This is a genomic window from Frisingicoccus sp. (assembly GCF_048388605.1).
Taxonomy (GTDB): domain Bacteria; phylum Bacillota; class Clostridia; order Lachnospirales; family Lachnospiraceae; genus Frisingicoccus.
On the sequence record NZ_DBGCTU010000027.1, the window covers coordinates 30,214 to 46,762 of the forward strand.

General features: G+C 43.9%; 19 protein-coding genes. 18 read left to right on the forward strand and 1 reads right to left on the reverse strand.

Features of this window, described 5'->3' with window-relative positions:
* The first annotated feature begins 38 nt into the window (after positions 1-38).
* From ACMN7X_RS06045 to ACMN7X_RS06055, 3 genes are read left to right on the forward strand one after another with little or no spacing between them, the layout of a single operon-like run.
* The gene (locus tag ACMN7X_RS06045; protein ID WP_418746583.1) at positions 39-1,484 is read left to right on the forward strand and encodes an RNA-binding domain-containing protein; all 1,446 of its coding nucleotides are present in this window, start codon (positions 39-41) and stop codon (positions 1,482-1,484) included.
* A gap of 28 nt (positions 1,485-1,512) precedes the next feature.
* Positions 1,513-2,712: an MFS transporter gene (locus ACMN7X_RS06050; RefSeq protein WP_418746584.1), complete on the forward strand. Its 1,200-nt coding sequence runs from the start codon at positions 1,513-1,515 to the stop codon at positions 2,710-2,712.
* A gap of 18 nt (positions 2,713-2,730) precedes the next feature.
* Complete coding sequence (locus tag ACMN7X_RS06055) at positions 2,731-3,549, forward strand: DNA-3-methyladenine glycosylase family protein (protein WP_418746585.1); 819 nt, start codon at positions 2,731-2,733, stop codon at positions 3,547-3,549.
* Positions 3,550-3,594: 45 nt separating this feature from the next.
* Here ACMN7X_RS06055 and ACMN7X_RS06060 read toward each other — a convergent pair whose 3' ends face one another.
* The gene (locus ACMN7X_RS06060; protein ID WP_418746586.1) at positions 3,595-4,029 is read right to left on the reverse strand and encodes a hypothetical protein; all 435 of its coding nucleotides are present in this window, start codon (positions 4,027-4,029) and stop codon (positions 3,595-3,597) included.
* 191 nt (positions 4,030-4,220) lie between these two features.
* Between ACMN7X_RS06060 and ACMN7X_RS06065 the strand changes: the two genes are divergently transcribed.
* From ACMN7X_RS06065 to ACMN7X_RS06135, 15 genes are all read left to right on the forward strand, one after another.
* Positions 4,221-4,802, forward strand: a complete 582-nt coding sequence (locus ACMN7X_RS06065; protein WP_418746587.1) for a TetR/AcrR family transcriptional regulator — start codon at positions 4,221-4,223, stop codon at positions 4,800-4,802.
* On the forward strand, positions 4,789-5,295 hold the full coding sequence (locus ACMN7X_RS06070) for a GNAT family N-acetyltransferase (protein ID WP_418746588.1): 507 nt from the start codon (positions 4,789-4,791) through the stop codon (positions 5,293-5,295). Before ACMN7X_RS06065 ends, ACMN7X_RS06070 begins: the two co-directional genes overlap by 14 nt.
* 85 nt (positions 5,296-5,380) lie before the next feature.
* Entirely contained in the window at positions 5,381-6,253 is an 873-nt protein-coding gene (locus ACMN7X_RS06075) for an AraC family transcriptional regulator (RefSeq protein ID WP_418746589.1), read from the forward strand.
* Positions 6,254-6,390: 137 nt separating this feature from the next.
* The gene (locus ACMN7X_RS06080; protein WP_418746590.1) at positions 6,391-7,029 is read left to right on the forward strand and encodes an endonuclease III domain-containing protein; all 639 of its coding nucleotides are present in this window, start codon (positions 6,391-6,393) and stop codon (positions 7,027-7,029) included.
* A 21-nt stretch (positions 7,030-7,050) separates the two neighbouring features.
* On the forward strand, positions 7,051-7,503 hold the full coding sequence (locus ACMN7X_RS06085) for a peroxiredoxin (protein ID WP_418746591.1): 453 nt from the start codon (positions 7,051-7,053) through the stop codon (positions 7,501-7,503).
* A gap of 118 nt (positions 7,504-7,621) precedes the next feature.
* On the forward strand, positions 7,622-8,668 hold the full coding sequence (locus ACMN7X_RS06090) for a helix-turn-helix domain-containing protein (protein ID WP_418746592.1): 1,047 nt from the start codon (positions 7,622-7,624) through the stop codon (positions 8,666-8,668).
* A 63-nt stretch (positions 8,669-8,731) separates the two neighbouring features.
* On the forward strand, positions 8,732-9,268 hold the full coding sequence (locus ACMN7X_RS06095) for a ferritin-like domain-containing protein (protein WP_418746593.1): 537 nt from the start codon (positions 8,732-8,734) through the stop codon (positions 9,266-9,268).
* Positions 9,269-9,382: 114 nt separating this feature from the next.
* A complete protein-coding gene (locus ACMN7X_RS06100; protein WP_418746594.1) occupies positions 9,383-10,237 on the forward strand; it encodes an AraC family transcriptional regulator in 855 nt (284 codons plus the stop codon).
* 193 nt (positions 10,238-10,430) lie between these two features.
* Entirely contained in the window at positions 10,431-10,769 is a 339-nt protein-coding gene (locus tag ACMN7X_RS06105) for a DUF1858 domain-containing protein (protein ID WP_418746595.1), read from the forward strand.
* A gap of 287 nt (positions 10,770-11,056) precedes the next feature.
* Entirely contained in the window at positions 11,057-11,491 is a 435-nt protein-coding gene (locus ACMN7X_RS06110; RefSeq protein ID WP_418746596.1) for a hypothetical protein, read from the forward strand.
* 171 nt (positions 11,492-11,662) lie between these two features.
* Positions 11,663-12,523 (forward strand): patatin-like phospholipase family protein, encoded by an 861-nt coding sequence (locus tag ACMN7X_RS06115; protein ID WP_418746597.1) that lies wholly within the window; start codon positions 11,663-11,665, stop codon positions 12,521-12,523.
* Positions 12,524-12,594: 71 nt separating this feature from the next.
* Positions 12,595-13,857 carry a uracil permease gene (gene uraA / locus ACMN7X_RS06120; RefSeq protein ID WP_418746598.1) on the forward strand — a complete coding sequence of 421 codons (1,263 nt, stop codon included), beginning with the start codon at positions 12,595-12,597 and terminating at the stop codon, positions 13,855-13,857.
* Positions 13,858-13,985: 128 nt separating this feature from the next.
* Positions 13,986-14,834: a helix-turn-helix domain-containing protein gene (locus ACMN7X_RS06125; protein WP_418746599.1), complete on the forward strand. Its 849-nt coding sequence runs from the start codon at positions 13,986-13,988 to the stop codon at positions 14,832-14,834.
* Positions 14,824-15,723 carry a DMT family transporter gene (locus ACMN7X_RS06130; RefSeq protein WP_418746600.1) on the forward strand — a complete coding sequence of 300 codons (900 nt, stop codon included), beginning with the start codon at positions 14,824-14,826 and terminating at the stop codon, positions 15,721-15,723. Before ACMN7X_RS06125 ends, ACMN7X_RS06130 begins: the two co-directional genes overlap by 11 nt.
* Positions 15,724-15,776: 53 nt before the next feature.
* Positions 15,777-16,541: a MerR family transcriptional regulator gene (locus ACMN7X_RS06135; RefSeq protein WP_418746601.1), complete on the forward strand. Its 765-nt coding sequence runs from the start codon at positions 15,777-15,779 to the stop codon at positions 16,539-16,541.
* The last annotated feature ends 8 nt before the right edge of the window (positions 16,542-16,549 follow it).

Below are 16,549 nucleotides of genomic sequence, written 5' to 3' on the forward strand. Positions count from 1 at the left end.
GGATTATTATAAATAGTATTTGGGGAGGAAGTAACTACATGGATAGAAAAGCAATTAATTCCATTCTTAAAATTGGGGAAACCGCAGCAGTTGAATTTAAGCGTTGTGGCAACGGCATCGAATCAGATGTTTATGAAACAGTATGCTCTTTCCTAAATCATTTTGGCGGAGATATTTTTATGGGCGTTCTGGATGATGGAACTGTAGCAGGTGTACCGGAAAAGGCAGCTCCGGATATGGTAAGGAATTTCATAAAGGTTGTGAGTAATCCATTGTTGTTTTCTCCTACGATATATTTGGCACCTGAAATTATTTCATATGATGAAAAGCATACTATCATTCACGTGCATATTCCGCCAAGTGCCGAGGTTCACAGTTATAAGAAGGTGATATATGATCGTGTAGATGATGCGGATGTAAAGGTTACAGCTACTAGTGTGATTGCTCAGATGTATATACGCAAGCAAAATATTTTTACGGAAAAGAGGATTTATCCATATGCGAAGATGAGCGATTTACGTTTGGATTTGCTTCCAAAGATTCGTATGATGGCGAGGAATAATGCTCCTAATGGAAAACATTCATGGACAAGCATGGGAGACGAAGAATTGCTGAAAAGTGCAGGGTTATATGGTTATGATATTGCCACCGGAGAAGAAGGATTTAATTTGGCTGCAATTATGTTACTGGGCAGGGATGATGTCATTCTGAATGTGGCTCCGGCCTATGTAACAGATGCCATTGTTCGCAAAGTAAATGTGGACAGATATGATGACCGTGAAATTATAAAAACTAATTTAATTGAGAGTTATGACATGCTCTTTGAGTTTGGGAGGAAGCATTTGTCGGACAAGTTCTTTTTAGAGGATACAGTGAGAAAAAGTCTGAGGAATATGATTGTGCGCGAAATGGTTGGTAATACATTGATGCATAGGGAGTTTACTAGTAGTTTTACTTCTAAATTTGTGATTGAGCAGGAGCGAATGTATGTGGAGAATGCAAATCGTGCATTGAAAGATGGCTATATAACGGTAGACAACTTGGAGCCAAATCCCAAAAACCCGATTATTGCAGCGTTCTTTCGGAATATAGGTTATGCTGACCAGTTGGGGTCTGGGGTAAGGAATTTATTTAAATATACTAAATTTTATTCTGGACAAGAGCCGGAATTTAAAGAAGGTGATGTATTCCGAATTACAGTACCGTTGAATGATACCTATTCATTTGACTATGGTTTGATTGGTCAAATAAATGAGACTAGTGCGACTAAAAATGAGACCAATGAGACTAAAGTTGAATTAAATGAAGATGAAAAGAAGGTGATATCCTTGATAAAGAAAAATCCAGAAATCACACAAAAGAAACTTCATGAAGAATCAGGAATTTCTTTAGGGACTATCAAGAGGATACTTCCAAGGTTACAGGAAAAGGGCATTATTGAGAGGATAGGAAATAAACGTTCTGGGAAATGGAATATAAAGTAATAGAGTAGTGAAAAAGAGGGAATATGTTATGACTAAAGATAAGGCAAAGCGGTTATTTTTAACAGCGATTATTTTGTTGACGGTGGCGCAGGGGTTGAGTTCATCGGTTTTTTCTAATTATTTTAAAGAGGTCTATCAGATCAATTCGGTGCAGAGGGGATTTCTGGAAATTCCGAGGGAAATGCCGGGCGTGCTGTGTGTTGTTGTCATATCCTTGCTCGGCAGTCTGGGGAATGTTTCGATGGCTTTTATCGCTTATGGGTTGTCCTGCATTGGATTGCTGGTTTTGGGTCTGCTCTCCCCATCCTATGGGTGGATGATGGTCTTTTTGTTTATCGCTTCGCTGGGAGAACATATGATGATGCCGTTGAGAGACAGTATTGCTATTGATTTGTCCCAGGAGGGAAAGACGGGTACTTTTCTGGGCAAACTTAAGGGGCGGATGCTTTTGGCATCAATGCTGACGTCTGTGGCTGTGTTTATCGGTTTTCGCGCCGGTTTTTTCTGGTTTGGCAAAGGCGTGATCCCGTCATTTTGCCTGGCGCTGGCTATTGCTGCTGTGGGAGCGGGATTTATTCTGAAACTGCGGAAGGAATGTCCGGAATTAAATGTACCGCAGCGTCATAAGCAGATTTCAGAAAAAAAATCGAAACATTCATTTAAAAAGAAATATTTGCCCTATTATGTGGTAACTGCGGTGTATGGTTGTCAGAAACGGGTTCGGCTTGTGTTCGGCCCATGGATAATTATTGAGCTACTGGCAAAGGGGGCGGATACCCTGGCCCTTCTCGGCATTGTTTCCCATTTTGCCGGGAGTCTTTTTGCACCGCTCATCGGCCGTTTTTTGGATAAATACGGTGTGAAAAAGTCCCTTGTGCTGGAGGGCTGCGGTATTGCGGCTATTTTTGCGTTTTCCGGATGGGTGGCCGGGAGTATTGTCGGAGTGCCTTTATTTGTTGCCTATCTGGTGTATGTTTTAATTAATCTGACGGATCATTTTAATACGGTACATACATTTTTAATGAAAAAGTTAGCGGATGACCCGGCGGATGTCATGGAAAATCTTTCCTTTGGACTGAGTGTGGACCATGTGATCGCCGTTGTACTTTCCGGTATCCTTGGCATTATCTGGCAGGCGATGGGACCTCAATATGTTTTTTATATTGCGGCCGCGGCGTCCATGGTACAGGTTTGTGTTGCCGGATGGCTGAAAAAGATAGGGGAATAGGGCATGGAGGATAAGCGCATGATTAAAATGCAGACAGATTATTTCAGCCTTTCGCAGATATGTCTGTCCGGCCAGTGTTTTCGCATGAAACAGGAAGATGAGGATGCGGGGCGGTACAGCTTGATTGCCGGGGATAAATATCTGGAGATTGAGCAGCAGGGAAATGAATGTATTTTTTATTGCACTTCGGAAGTTTTTGAAAATTTCTGGAAGAGTTACTTTGATTTGGAAAGAGATTATGCGGATTGCATTGCCCGGATTAATCCGCGGGATACCTATCTGATGAATGCGGCGGAATTTGGTTCCGGCATACGGATTTTGCGGCAGGATTTATGGGAAATGATCGTTACTTTTCTCATTTCTCAGCAGAATAATATCGTGAGAATCCGCCGGTGTATTCAAAATATCTGTGAGGCTTACGGGGAAGAAAAAGAGGATAACCATGGAAGGATTTATTATGCCTTCCCAAAGCCGGGAGCTCTGGCTGGACTGGATGAGGATGCTTTGAAAGCCTGCAATCTGGGGTATCGCAGTAAATATGTGGTTCGGGCCGCGAGAAGCGTTGTTTCCGGGGAAATAGATCTGGAAGCAGTTAAGCAAATGCCCTATAAAAAGGCAAGAGAAGAACTTCTGAGCCTTTTCGGCGTGGGTGAGAAGGTAGCGGACTGTATCTGCCTGTTTGCCCTGCATCATTTGCAGGCATTTCCGATGGATACCCATATGATTCAGGCGTTAAACGCCCACTATAAAAGAGGATTTCCAAACCGGAGGTATAAAGACATTAAGGGCATTATGCAGCAATATATATTTTATTTTGAATTATTTGGGAACAAATAGATGCATTTAGGAGCCAGACCGGTGGAAGGTTTGGCTCCTAAATTGTTACAGGTAGTAGCGCAAATCCCGGCGCAGTGTTTCTTCAATAGAAATCAGTCGTTTGCAGATATCTTTTGAGGTGTCATCTGCGGCGGCATATTGATTCATATATTTGTAGAGGGATTTGATACCCATATTGCAGCCGTCGGTGATCAGGTCTGCGATGGTGGCATCGCTTTTATCCATTCCCATTTTCATGTTGGTTTTCAGCCAGGACATGCTTTTTGCCATCGGTGCGGGCTCCTGATCTTTACTTCCGTGTTTAATGAGCAGTGAGTGAATCTCATTTCCGAGTTTTTCATGATGCTCTTTCGTTTCGGACAATAATTGTTTTAATTCAGACGCTTCAACCCGGTCTAATACTTCATCAATGGATGCGACGGCCATTTTTGTGCCCGAGTCACATTCTTTAAGCAAGCATAACGTATCTTTATTTGTCATGAAATAGCCTCCTCTAAATATTTTTTATTTTTCATGTTTTAGTTTTTGACGATTTGTCCAAAAATATTCCTGCTTGACAAAACGACACAAATGTCGCATAATAAACAAAACGACATGCGTGTCGCATAAAAGAGGTATGAGCACCAAAAAAAATGTGAGGATGGTGCAAAAATAGATGGGGATATAGAAGTATGGGACGTAAAGGAATTCAAACAAAAGCGTTGATAAAAAGTAAGGCATATCAGCTATTTGCGGATAAAGGTTTTTCAAAGATAACTATGAAAGATATATGCGAAGCCTGTAATCTTAGCCGGGGTGGCCTTTATCGGCATTATGGGAGTACACAGGAGATTTTTGAAGAAATTTTAGATGGGGTTGCGGCTGAAACGAATGTCGTTGTTCAGGATGGAATTCAGGGTGGTGTTTCTGCTGTGGAACTTTTGGATAATTTGCTGGAGAGAATGCAGCGGGAAATGCTGGATAAAACACGGTCGTTGAGCTATGCCGTTTATGAGTATTCCTGTACCTGCAAAAGTGATTTTATGTTGAGGATGAATTATGAAGCAGAGCAGAAATGGCAGTCATTGATCATCTACGGTATTCAGCGCGGAGAGTTTCTGGCGGTGGATGCAAAAACAATGGCGGATATGATTTTATACGTGTATCAGGGCATCCGAATGTGGAGCCGGGTTATACCGATGGATGAGGAAACTGTCGGGAATATTATAAAAAAAATTCGAAAGGATTTGGTGAGGGAAGATGAAACAATTTGATTTGAGAAAATGGTCGATGGCGGACGTTGAGGATGTCGCTCATTATGCCAATAATGAGCATATTGCTGCGAATCTGAGAAATATTTTTCCATATCCTTATACTTTGGAAGATGCGGAAGCGTACGTAGGTTCCTGCGTGGAAAACATCGAAGAAGGGCAGATATGCCGGGCCATCGTTGTGGATGGACATGCGGTGGGCAGTATTGGCATATTCTGCGGTTCGGATGTTTATGAAAAGAGTGGAGAGCTGGGCTATTGGCTGGCTGAGGAATACTGGGGACAGGGAATTATGACCGAAGCTGTAAAACGCATCTGCCGTGAAGCATTTGAGAAATTTGACATTGTACGGATTTATGCAGAGCCTTATGCTTATAATATCGGTTCCAGAAGTGTATTGGAGAAGGCAGGTTTCTCACTGGAGGGCATCATGAAAAAGGCTGTCTGCAAGTGGGGAAAATTATATGACTGCTGTATTTATGCCCTGCTTAAATGACGATAAACAGACAGGTAAGCGCACAGAAAGTCAGGCAAAAGGGTTCTGATTTCGATATACTGAGTTTACGGAAGGAGGGAAAAGTATGGAATGGGTGGATAATTTGCAGCGGGCGATTGATTATATCGAGGAGCATTTGGAAGATGAAATTGATTATAATGAGATTGCCAGGCGGGCTTATTCTTCCAGCTTTCATTTTCAGCGGGTGTTTCATGTAATCAGCGGATATACCGTTGGCGAATATATTCGAAACCGCAGATTGACGCTGGCCGGAGTGGAACTGTCGACAGAGAATGCGAAAGTTATTGATGTTGCGCTGAAATATGGATATAACAGCCCGGAAAGTTTCAGCAGGGCATTTACAAAATTCCATGGAATTACGCCTGCGCAGGCAAAGATTGGAAATGTCAATCTGAAATCCTTTTCCAGAATTTCCGTAAAACTCATATTAGAAGGAGGAACGGCGATGGATTACAGAATTGAGAAACGGGAGGCATTTAAAGTAATTGCGAAAAAGGCAAGATATGGGGGCGGCGGCGAAATTGCATCGCAGCATATTCATAAAACATGGGAGAGCTGTATAAAGGATGGAACGATTCAGACGTTGGCCGGCTACATAAATCCCCAAAATATTTTTGGCGGTGCTATTGTGGGAATCAGTTTTGCAAATCCGAATGCGGGAGATTTTGACTATGCGATTGCAGCGGCTTATACTGATGGGCCGGTAGCTGAAGGACTGACAATTGAAGAGATTCCGGCTCATACATGGGCGATTTTTCCGTGTACGGGGAAAATGCCGGAAGCATTTACTCAACTCCTGAAAAAGATTTATACCGAATTTTTCCCGTCCAGCAAATATCAGCTGGCAGAAGGATTTTGCATAGAGGTTTATCCGAGTGATGAAGTTTGTCGGAATGATTTTCATTGTGAAGTCTGGTTTTCGGTAGAAGAAAAATAAATGATAAGAAGACCACCGGTTGAAGTAGCTGAGCGGCTGCAGGACGGTGGTCTTATTTGCATAGAGTAGGACTTCCACGGATTTTGATGACATGATATAATAAAGCTATATGAGAAAATTTCAGAGAGGTAATGATAATGACAAAAGAGGAATTGACTTTAGAGGTCATTGAGCGGCTTCGAAAGGAATACCCGGATGCGGGCTGTACCCTGGATTATGATCAGGCATGGAAATTGCTGGTGAGTGTCCGTCTGGCTGCCCAGTGTACGGATGCCAGAGTGAATGTGGTTGTGGAAGGCTTATATGCAAAGTATCCGGATGTAAATGCGCTGGCGGAAGCCGATGTGGACGATATAGAAAAGATTGTCCGGCCATGCGGTCTTGGGCGGAGCAAAGCACGGGATATCAGTGCCTGTATGAAGGTGCTGCGGGACACTTATGATGGCAAGATTCCAAAGGATTTTGATGCTATTTTAAAACTTCCGGGGGTGGGAAGAAAAAGCGCCAATCTGATCATGGGCGATGTTTTTGGAGAACCGGCGATCGTTACCGATACTCATTGTATACGGCTGGTGAATCGGATCGGGCTGGTGGATGGCATTAAGGATCCGAAAAAGGTGGAAATGGCCCTGTGGAAGCTGGTTCCGCCGGAAGAAGGCAGCGATTTCTGCCACCGCCTGGTATTTCATGGGCGGGATGTATGCACGGCCCGGACAAAGCCTCATTGCGAGCGGTGCTGTCTGAAGGATATTTGCGGAAAACATGGTGTTGAGTAAGAAAATCAGGAGGATGAAGATATGTTAGAAATAGGAACGAAAGCGCCGGCCTTTGAGCTGCCGGATCAGAATGGACAGGTACATACATTGGAAGAGTTTCAAGGGAAGAAAGTTGTATTGTATTTTTATCCGAAGGATAATACCGCCGGATGTACAAAACAGGCCTGCGGCTTCGGGGAATTGTATCCTCATTTTGAGGAAAAGGGCGCAGTGGTTATCGGCATCAGCAAAGACAGCGTGGCCTCTCATAAGAAGTTTGAGACAAAGTATAATCTGCCGTTTATTTTGCTGTCGGATACAGAATTGTCGGCGATTCAGGCTTATGATGTATGGAAAGAGAAAAACATGTATGGAAAGAAAACAATGGGCGTTGTGCGGACAACCTATTTGATCGACGAAGAGGGGATGATCGTCAAAGCCTTTGGAAAGGTGAAAGCGGTGGATAATCCGCAGCAGATGCTGGACCTTTTGTGAATCATGGTTAATAAATTTAAAAAATAATTAATTACAGCTCAATTGCGGGCGGCTTTCTTGTTTGGTATGATGATAGCAGCAGAGGCCAATGCGTAAAAAACGATTGGAGGGCTTAAAAATGAAAATAGGCGAAGTCATACGAAAATACAGAAAAGAAAATCATTTGACCCAGGAAGAAATGGCAAATGATCTGGGGGTAACCGTGCCCGCTGTGAGTAAATGGGAAACGGGAAATTCTTATCCGGATATTGCGCTTTTGGCGCCGATTGCCCGCCTGCTTGGGATTACCACGGATATGCTGCTTTCCTATAAGGAAGATTTGAGCGATAAGGAAATTAATCGATTGCTTGAAACAGTCATTCAGAAAATCAAATCCGAGGGATATGCCGCGGCCTATTTGTGGGCGGAAAAGAAAATACAGGAATATCCCAATTGCGGGAAGTTTATCCTTATGATGGTTCAGACTTTAGATAATTACCGGTATATCGTGCGGGTTGAGGAACCGGAGCAGTATGACAAAAAGATATATGATATTTACATGCGGTTCCTGGACAGCAGCAATGATTCATTTTCCCAGACAGCGGCGATGTCCTTGTTTTACTTTGCTATGCAGAGGCAAAACTATGATGTGGCCCAGAAATGTATTGATAAAATTCCAAAGAAATCCGTGAATCCGAAGCAAATGCAGGCCATGCTTTTTCAGGCCCGGGGAGAACGGGAGAAAGCCTATAAAAGTTTTGAGGAGCTGGCCTATTCGGGTTATGGGGATATCAGTATAGGGTTAAACGGTATTCAGGGACTGTCAAGAGCCGACGGGAATCCGGAAAAGGCGGAACGTATGGAGCAAAAGCTGAAAGCTCTGATGGAGATTATGGAAATCGGCGTCTATATTGATACGTCAGGCATGAAAGAAGCCATTGAGACGAAGGATAAAGAGGTCATTTTTGATATTTTATCAAAGCTGGTGCTTAATATAAAAAATAAATATTTCCTGGAGGAATCCGAATTATATTCTCATATGTCGTTTTCTGAAAGAGCCCCTGAGAATGTGGGCCTGATGCTCCAAAAAAGTTTTGATGAGGATAAAGAACTGGATTTTATCAAAGAGGATATACGGTATAAAGAGCTGATGGAGGAACTGAAAAACATTAAAGGAAAAGCCTGAGCATGCACCTTGGTATAAACTTCCGATATATTAAATATAGAAATGTATCGGGAGTGTATGATAATGGAAGAAAAAAAGAAGCTGTTAATGAATTCCTGTGATTTTATGGGCGTAAAACCGATTATGATGGATTTGCCCTATCCGCCGATCCAGGTGAAAGAGAAAAATCCGGCATATGCGAATCTGCTCAGTATTGACTGCTGCGGCTCTGTGTCGGAGATGACGGCGATCACCCAATATATCAACAATGAGAATCGACTGTCCTGTGAAAAATGTCCTGTGGCCCGGACAATTTTGGGGATTGCTATTGCAGAGATGCTTCATCTTCAGAAGCTGTCCGAATTGATTTTCCTGCTGGGAGGTTCTATTGATTTTGTAGCGAAATATCAGGATGGCCGGAAACGGATGTGGTCGCCGGAATATTTATCAATTCCGGAAAATATGGAACGAATGTTGACGGCGGATATTGAAGCCGAAAAAGCCGCGATTCATCAATACCGGATGCACATGAAAATGATAAAGGACCCTTACATTTATGCAGTGCTGGCAAGAATCATTAAAGATGAAGAATATCACATCATGCTTCTTCAGTCTTTTTAAGGGCGCGGCGGACATTTGGCTGACTGCTTTTAAAATCTCTCATATTTGTGCATGAAAAGAGAGGAAAATCACGGAGGCTTTGACTATAATGATAGTCACAGGGAGGACAAATTTATGGAATGGATCGAAAGATTAAATGAAACGATTGATTACATCGAGGAACATTTGACGGAAGAAATTGACTATGAAGAACTTGCAAAAATAGCCGGCTGTTCGACCTATCATTTTCAGCGAATGTTTGCTTTTATGGCAGATGTTTCATTGTCCGAATATATCCGGCGGCGGAAATTGTCTTTGGCTGCGGTTGATCTGCAGGGAAGCGATGTGAAGATTATCGATATCGCTTTAAAATATGGTTATAATTCGCCGACGGCTTTTAATCGGGCTTTTCAATCGATTCATGGAATTGCGCCATCCCTTGTGCGCAGCGAGGGGATTTCTGTGAAATCTTTCCCGCCGTTGAAGTTTAAGCTTACTGTGAAGGGAGTCGAAGAAATGAATTATCGTATTGAGAAGAAGGATGCATTTCGGGTTGTCGGTGTGTCGAGGCCGTTGTACAAGGAGATTGAAAAGAACTTTGCTATTGTTCCGAAAATGTGGCAGGATGTAGCCGTGGATGGAACGATTAACCGGCTGGCAGGAATGATGGATATGCCGCTCAAGGGTATTCTGGGTGTATGTGGTTATAATACGGATGAAAGCATGAAATATATTATCGGTGTTGCGAGTTCTATGGACGCGTCGGACGGACTGGAAGAATATGCAATTCCGGCGTTTACCTGGGCCGTTTTTCCGGGGGAGGGTGTTTGCCCGCAGGCTATCCAGGAATTGGAACAGCGGGTTGTCACCGAATGGCTGCCAACCTCCGGCTATGAGTATGACAATGGGCCGGATGTTGAGCTGTATATCAGTCCGGATCCTCAGAACGCTAAGTTTGAAGTGTGGATTCCGGTGGTGAAAAAACAGTAAAACAGAAGAATGGGATAAGTGTGCCGCCACATCCGGAGTTTGATCAACCCCGGATGTGGCGGACTTTTTGTATCATAAAAGTGTTTTTGCCAGGTGACAACGGCTGTATGAAATGGTATAATTTAATGATATGACAAAGACAGGGAAACTTAGAATTCTGAGAAAGAAATACATTGAGAAAGGCGGAAAAGATATGCAGACAGTAATTATCGGAGTACTTGTTATTGTGGTTCCTATGATCGCTTATTGCGTGGGAACGGTAATGAGAGATAATATGTATGCCAAAGAGGCTGGCAGCAACGGGGATGGTGTGCAGGTGCATAAAAATATTCCTGTGACAAAGGATACAAAAATGGGCGAGATTCTTAAGATGGATAAGGGGATGGGAGATTTTTTGATGCAGGCCGGTCTGCATTGCGTGACCTGTGCCTCATCAACGGCAGAATCGCTGGAGGTTGCCTGTACGGTGCACGGCCTTAATGTGGATAAGATGCTGGATTCCATCAATGCCTATCTGGCGGAAGAAGAATAACGGATATTTGGTGTTCAGAGTTAAGAAAATCGTAACATTTCGGGATGTAAAACTACTTGCGAAAATTCCTGTAAGATGATATATTAATAGTAAGCAAAAAAGGGAGTAGCTGAACACCCGAAAGGGTGGGTTTGAAATCGTCAACCGATACTTAACCGTATCCGTATCAAATGAGATAGCAAGACTTTTATTGTGGCAGACGTCATGATAAGAGTCTTTTTTTATCAGACTAGTGAGAATATAGAGACGGACTGCCGCAGGAGCTTGCGCAGAAAGTGAGGAGTAAAATGAGTAACGAATTAATGAATCAGGAAATCAGGGAAGCAATTGAAGCCGGTGAAACAGCCCTTATAAGTCTCAGGGAAGCACAGGCACGGCTAAACAGTGCGAGAAACTGGGGTATTTTTGATATGTTTGGCGGCGGCTTTTTCTCAAGTATGATCAAACGTTCCAAAATGGATGACGCCGGTCAGTGCATGGAAAGAGCGAAGCAGGATTTAATGAGACTTCAAAAAGAACTTCGGGATATTCAGGTTCCGATGGATTTAAAGCTTGAGGTCAGCGAATTCCTTTCATTTGCGGACATATTTTTTGATAACATCTTTGTGGATTATATGGTGCAGAGCAAAATTGCCGAAGCCAGGGCCCAGGTGGATGACGCTGTTTTTCGGGTGGAGAGCATATTGATGGATCTGAAAAATCTGCAAAATAATCCGTGGTAACAGGGGCAGTATGTGCTAATATAAGAAAGGTGGTCATTTCATGGGATGTTTAGGTAATATTTTATGGTTCCTTTGTGGCGGCGCTATTTCCGGTTTGAGCTGGTGTCTGGCCGGATGCCTTTTGGAAGTGAGGTATATTAAAATATATTTTTGAAAAGAGTGGATAAAATTATGAAAACGGGAATGGTATTAGAGGGCGGCGCCATGCGGGGCATGTATACCGCCGGAGTACTGGATGTTATGATGGAGAATCAGATGGAGGTGGACGGTGTTGTCGGTGTGTCCGCCGGGGCTGTTTTTGGTTGTAATTATAAATCAAAGCAGATTGGAAGGGTCATCCGATATAATACAAAATACTGTTCGGATGAGCGCTATGTCAGTCTGAAGTCGCTCATTAAAACAGGGGACCTGTATGGCGCGGAGTTTTGTTATAATGAGCTTCCGAATCATTTGGATCCTTTTGATGTAAAAACTTATCAGGAAAATCCGATAGATTTTTATGTGACCTGTACCGATGTACATACGGGGCAGCCGGTGTATCATTTATGCAGCCGGGGAGACGCGGAGGATATTCAGTGGATGCGGGCCTCGGCTTCCATGCCGCTGGTGTCCCGGGTGGTGTCTGTCGGCGGTTATGACTTGCTGGACGGCGGTATATCCGATTCGATTCCCGTTCGCTGGTTTTATAAACAGGGTTATGATAAAATGATTGTCATTTTAACTCAGCCGGAGGGCTACAGGAAAAAGCCGAACCGAATTCTTCCGGTGTTTAAATTATTTTTAAGAAAATATCCGGCGGTCGCGGAGGCGATGGAGCGGCGGCATCGAAATTATAACGGTTCTTTGAGGGCTGTAAAGAAACTGGAAGAAATGGGAAAAGTATTTTTAGTGCAGCCGAGTGAGCCGATCACCATCGGCCGGACGGAGAAAGATCCGGAGAAGCTGAGGGCGGTGTATGAACTGGGACGGCGGGACGCTGCGGCCCGTCTCCCGGAAATGAAAAAATTTCTGGCGCCTGACGGCTTAAAATAAAAATCCTGTATTTCCAAGAACCTGCTTTGTGTGATATACTGTGAAGAGATTTAAACAAGGGAGGAAAATTAATGGAAAGCAGAAGGATTATTCAGGTGGAAGAAAAGGTACCTTTTAATTTATTGGTTCCGCTGAGCATACAGCATATGTTCGCCATGTTCGGGGCTTCTGTGCTTGTACCGTTTTTATTTGGAATCAGTCCGGCCATTGTACTGTTTATGAATGGCGTGGGGACGCTGCTGTTTATTGCGATCACGAAGGGAAAGGCGCCGGCTTATCTGGGTTCAAGCTTTGCTTTCCTTGCGCCGGCCGGAATCGTTATCAGCAAAATGGGATACCAGTATGCGCTGGGCGGTTTTGTGGTTGTCGGTTTCTGCGGCTGTGTGCTGGCGCTGATCATTTATAAATTCGGTTCAGACTGGATTGACATCGTGCTGCCGCCGGCGGCCATGGGCCCGGTTGTGGCGCTGATCGGTCTTGAACTTTCAGGAAATGCCGCGAGCAATGCGGGACTTTTGGATGAGGTCATTGTACCGGCAAATGTGATCGTATTCCTGGTGACTTTGGGGGTTGCCGTGTTTGGAAACATTGTATTCCGCGGATTTTTGTCGGTTATACCGATTTTGATCGCGGTCATTGCCGGGTATGTGGCGGCGCTGGCCTGCGGCATTGTTGATTTTGCGGCGATTGCCGCTGCGCCTTGGTTTGCTATCCCGAATTTTCAGACACCGAAATTCAGTGCGGAGGCAATTGTTACCATATTGCCGGTGATATTGGTTATCGCGTCGGAGCATATCGGACATCAGGTCGTTACGAGCAAAATTGTCGGCCGGGATTTATTAAAAGATCCGGGACTCCATCGTTCTTTGCTGGGCGATAACCTGTCAACTATGATTTCCGGTTTGATCGGATCGGTGCCGACGACAACATATGGTGAAAATATCGGCGTTATGGCGGTGACAAAGGTGTACAGTGTTCAGGTTATTGCCGGAGCTGCCGTTTTATCTATTATCTGTTCCTTTGTGGGCAAGCTTTCCATGTTGATCCAGACAATTCCGGGACCGGTGATCGGCGGCATTTCATTTTTGCTCTATGGAATGATCGGTGCTTCCGGTATCCGAATTCTGGTGGATTCCCAGGTGGATTATGGACGTTCAAGGAATCTGACGCTGACATCCGTTGTTTTCGTGACGGGGCTTTCAGGAATTGCGGTCAAATTCGGCAACATCCAGTTGACGGGAATGGTGCTGGCCTGCATCGTAGCCATGGCACTCAGTCTTATATTTTATGTACTTGATAAATTAAATCTGACAAATGACAGAGATGAAGAATAAATAAGGACTCATGGGTCGCCGCGCTGAATTTATTTGGTGCGGCGGCCTGTTTTTTGAGGATGAAGATATTTTACAAGCCTTATCAGCCGGAAAAATGCTACAATAGTCTCCGGCGAGGAGGACAGCGGATGAAAAAAGAAGTGCGTACGATTGTTTATGATGAAGAACTGGATATGGAAGCTTATTATTTTCAGGGGACAGAAAAGCCTTTTCCAAACCATTTTCATGAGCACTATGTCATCGGGCTTATGGAAAACGGGCTGCGAAATCTTTCCTGCAGGAACCAGCAGTATATGATTGGTGAAAATCAGATTTTACTGTTGAATCCGGGGGATAACCATGGCTGTGTTCAGGCGGATCATCGGGCCATGGATTACCGGGGATTAAATATTCCGAGGGAAGTTATGCTGGATTTTGCCGGGGAGATTACAGGCAAACGGGAGCTTCCCGGATTTTCTGAAAATGTGATTGAGGATGAGACCGCAGTTTGGTATTTTCGCGGCCTTCATCAAATGATAATGGAGGGGGAGAACCGTTTTGGAAAAGAAGAAAATTTGTATCTGCTTCTCTCATTGCTTATGCAGAATTATGGACAGCCTTTTGAGAAATGTATTCCGGAATGTCGGGAGGAAATTGAAGAGGTGTGTGCCTTTATGGAGAACCATTATTCAGAACATATGGATCTGAATCAAATTTGTCATGATGTGGGTCTGAGTAAATCCACTTTGCTCCGGGCTTTTACCAAATCCAAAGGCGTGACACCCTATCGCTATCTGGAAACGATTCGGGTGAATCGGGCAAAACGGCTGCTGGAACAGGGAGTATCCCCGTTGGAAGCAGCTTTGAGCACCGGGTTTTCGGATCAGAGCCATTTTACCAATTACTTTAATCGATTTATCGGTCTTTCTCCCGGCGCATATCGGGATATATTTATGTCTGTAAAAAGATCAGGCGGAGGCAAAAATCATGGAAAATAAATCGATGATCGGGCATATTGCAGCCCTGATTACAATCGTTATATGGGGAACGACATTCATATCAACAAAAATCCTGCTGGTTGATTTTCAGCCCGTGGAAATACTGTTTATTCGTTTTATCATGGGATTTCTGGCACTGTTTCTGGTCTGCCCGCGGCGGCTGCGGGGAACGAATCTGAAGCAGGAATTCACTCTGGCCGGAGCCGGGCTGTGCGGAATTTGTCTGTACTATCTTCTGGAAAATATTGCGCTGACCTACACGCTGGCCCAGAATGTTGGCGTTATCATTTCGGTGGCCCCCTTTTTTACAGCGATTTTATCCCGTGTATTTATCCGGCATGAAGAAAAACTCCGGGTGAATTTTTTTATCGGCTTTGTGGTTGCTATGGCGGGAATCTGTCTGATCAGTTTCAATGGGGCAGAGATGGCTTTGAATCCCATTGGGGATTTAATGGCTGTGCTGGCGGCCTTTGTTTGGGCTGTATATTCTATTTTGACAAAAAAGATTGCCGAATTTGGTTATTCGACCATTCTTACGACCCGGAGAATATTTTTTTATGGGCTATTGTTTATGCTGCCGACTCTGTTTTTCTTTGACTTCCGGTTTGTTCCGGAGCGGTTTAGCCATCCCGTGTATTTGATGAATATGATCTATCTGGGATTGGGCGCATCGGCCCTCTGTTTTGTTACCTGGAATTTTGCGGTGAAGATGCTCGGAGCAGTGAAGACCAGTGTGTATATCTATATGGTGCCGGTGATCACCGTGATTACTTCTGCACTTATTCTGGGCGAACGGATTACGTGGCTGTCCGGAGGAGGCACTCTTCTGACGCTGGTCGGATTATTTATATCTGAAAAAAAGTTTCGTGAGAAAAGAATTCCCGCTTGACTTTGACGCAGCGTCAAGGGGTATGCTGAATTTACACCAGAGGAGGCGGGAAAATGGTTTACAGTATCAGAGAGTTATCGGAGATGGCCGGGGTGAGTGCACGCACTCTGCGCTATTATGATAAAATAGGACTTTTGAAGCCCTTATATGTGAATGAGGCCGGGTATCGGTTTTATGGAGAATCCGAAGTAGCTGTTTTGCAGCAGATTTTGTTTTATAGAGAGCGCGGATTTGAGTTGAAACAGATTCAGAAAGTGATTTATGAAGCAGATTTTGATATTGTGAAAGCATTGGAAGATCATCTTTTGGCGTTGGAAGATCAAAGAAAGCATATGGACACTTTGATTTGGACAGTAAAGCAGACCCTGAAGTCAATGAAAGGAGAATGTGAGATGAAAGACAGTGAAAAGTTCCGGGCATTTAAAGAAAATATGATTCAGGAAAATGAAGAAAAATATGGGAAAGAAATCCGTGAAAAGTATGGAGATTCCGAAGTGGATGCGTCGAATCGCAGGATGTTGAATATGTCCGAAGAGGAATGGAAGCATTTTAAAGATCTGGAGGAAGAGATAAAAAATGCGCTGAAAAAAGGCGTAATGGAAAACATTTCTGCGGACAGCGCCGAGGCGGAGAATATTGTGCGGCTTCATAAAGAATGGCTTTGTATGACATTAAAGCAATATTCACCGGAAATTCATAAGGGAATTGCCTCAATGTATACGGCGGATGAGCGGTTTAAAGCATATTATGATGCCGGGGCGTCCGGCTGTGCCGCACTGCTTGTCAGCGCTGTCAACCGGTGGTGCGATAAACTGTGATACATTTG

Coding starts and splice junctions, on each gene's coding strand:
- ACMN7X_RS06045 (WP_418746583.1), top strand. CDS start 39: ATGGATAGAAAAGCAATTAATTCCATTCTTAAAATTGGGGAAACCGCA.
- ACMN7X_RS06050 (WP_418746584.1), top strand. CDS start 1,513: ATGACTAAAGATAAGGCAAAGCGGTTATTTTTAACAGCGATTATTTTG.
- ACMN7X_RS06055 (WP_418746585.1), top strand. CDS start 2,731: ATGATTAAAATGCAGACAGATTATTTCAGCCTTTCGCAGATATGTCTG.
- ACMN7X_RS06060 (WP_418746586.1), bottom strand. CDS start 4,029: ATGACAAATAAAGATACGTTATGCTTGCTTAAAGAATGTGACTCGGGC.
- ACMN7X_RS06065 (WP_418746587.1), top strand. CDS start 4,221: ATGGGACGTAAAGGAATTCAAACAAAAGCGTTGATAAAAAGTAAGGCA.
- ACMN7X_RS06070 (WP_418746588.1), top strand. CDS start 4,789: ATGAAACAATTTGATTTGAGAAAATGGTCGATGGCGGACGTTGAGGAT.
- ACMN7X_RS06075 (WP_418746589.1), top strand. CDS start 5,381: ATGGAATGGGTGGATAATTTGCAGCGGGCGATTGATTATATCGAGGAG.
- ACMN7X_RS06080 (WP_418746590.1), top strand. CDS start 6,391: ATGACAAAAGAGGAATTGACTTTAGAGGTCATTGAGCGGCTTCGAAAG.
- ACMN7X_RS06085 (WP_418746591.1), top strand. CDS start 7,051: ATGTTAGAAATAGGAACGAAAGCGCCGGCCTTTGAGCTGCCGGATCAG.
- ACMN7X_RS06090 (WP_418746592.1), top strand. CDS start 7,622: ATGAAAATAGGCGAAGTCATACGAAAATACAGAAAAGAAAATCATTTG.
- ACMN7X_RS06095 (WP_418746593.1), top strand. CDS start 8,732: ATGGAAGAAAAAAAGAAGCTGTTAATGAATTCCTGTGATTTTATGGGC.
- ACMN7X_RS06100 (WP_418746594.1), top strand. CDS start 9,383: ATGGAATGGATCGAAAGATTAAATGAAACGATTGATTACATCGAGGAA.
- ACMN7X_RS06105 (WP_418746595.1), top strand. CDS start 10,431: ATGCAGACAGTAATTATCGGAGTACTTGTTATTGTGGTTCCTATGATC.
- ACMN7X_RS06110 (WP_418746596.1), top strand. CDS start 11,057: ATGAGTAACGAATTAATGAATCAGGAAATCAGGGAAGCAATTGAAGCC.
- ACMN7X_RS06115 (WP_418746597.1), top strand. CDS start 11,663: ATGAAAACGGGAATGGTATTAGAGGGCGGCGCCATGCGGGGCATGTAT.
- uraA (WP_418746598.1), top strand. CDS start 12,595: ATGGAAAGCAGAAGGATTATTCAGGTGGAAGAAAAGGTACCTTTTAAT.
- ACMN7X_RS06125 (WP_418746599.1), top strand. CDS start 13,986: ATGAAAAAAGAAGTGCGTACGATTGTTTATGATGAAGAACTGGATATG.
- ACMN7X_RS06130 (WP_418746600.1), top strand. CDS start 14,824: ATGGAAAATAAATCGATGATCGGGCATATTGCAGCCCTGATTACAATC.
- ACMN7X_RS06135 (WP_418746601.1), top strand. CDS start 15,777: ATGGTTTACAGTATCAGAGAGTTATCGGAGATGGCCGGGGTGAGTGCA.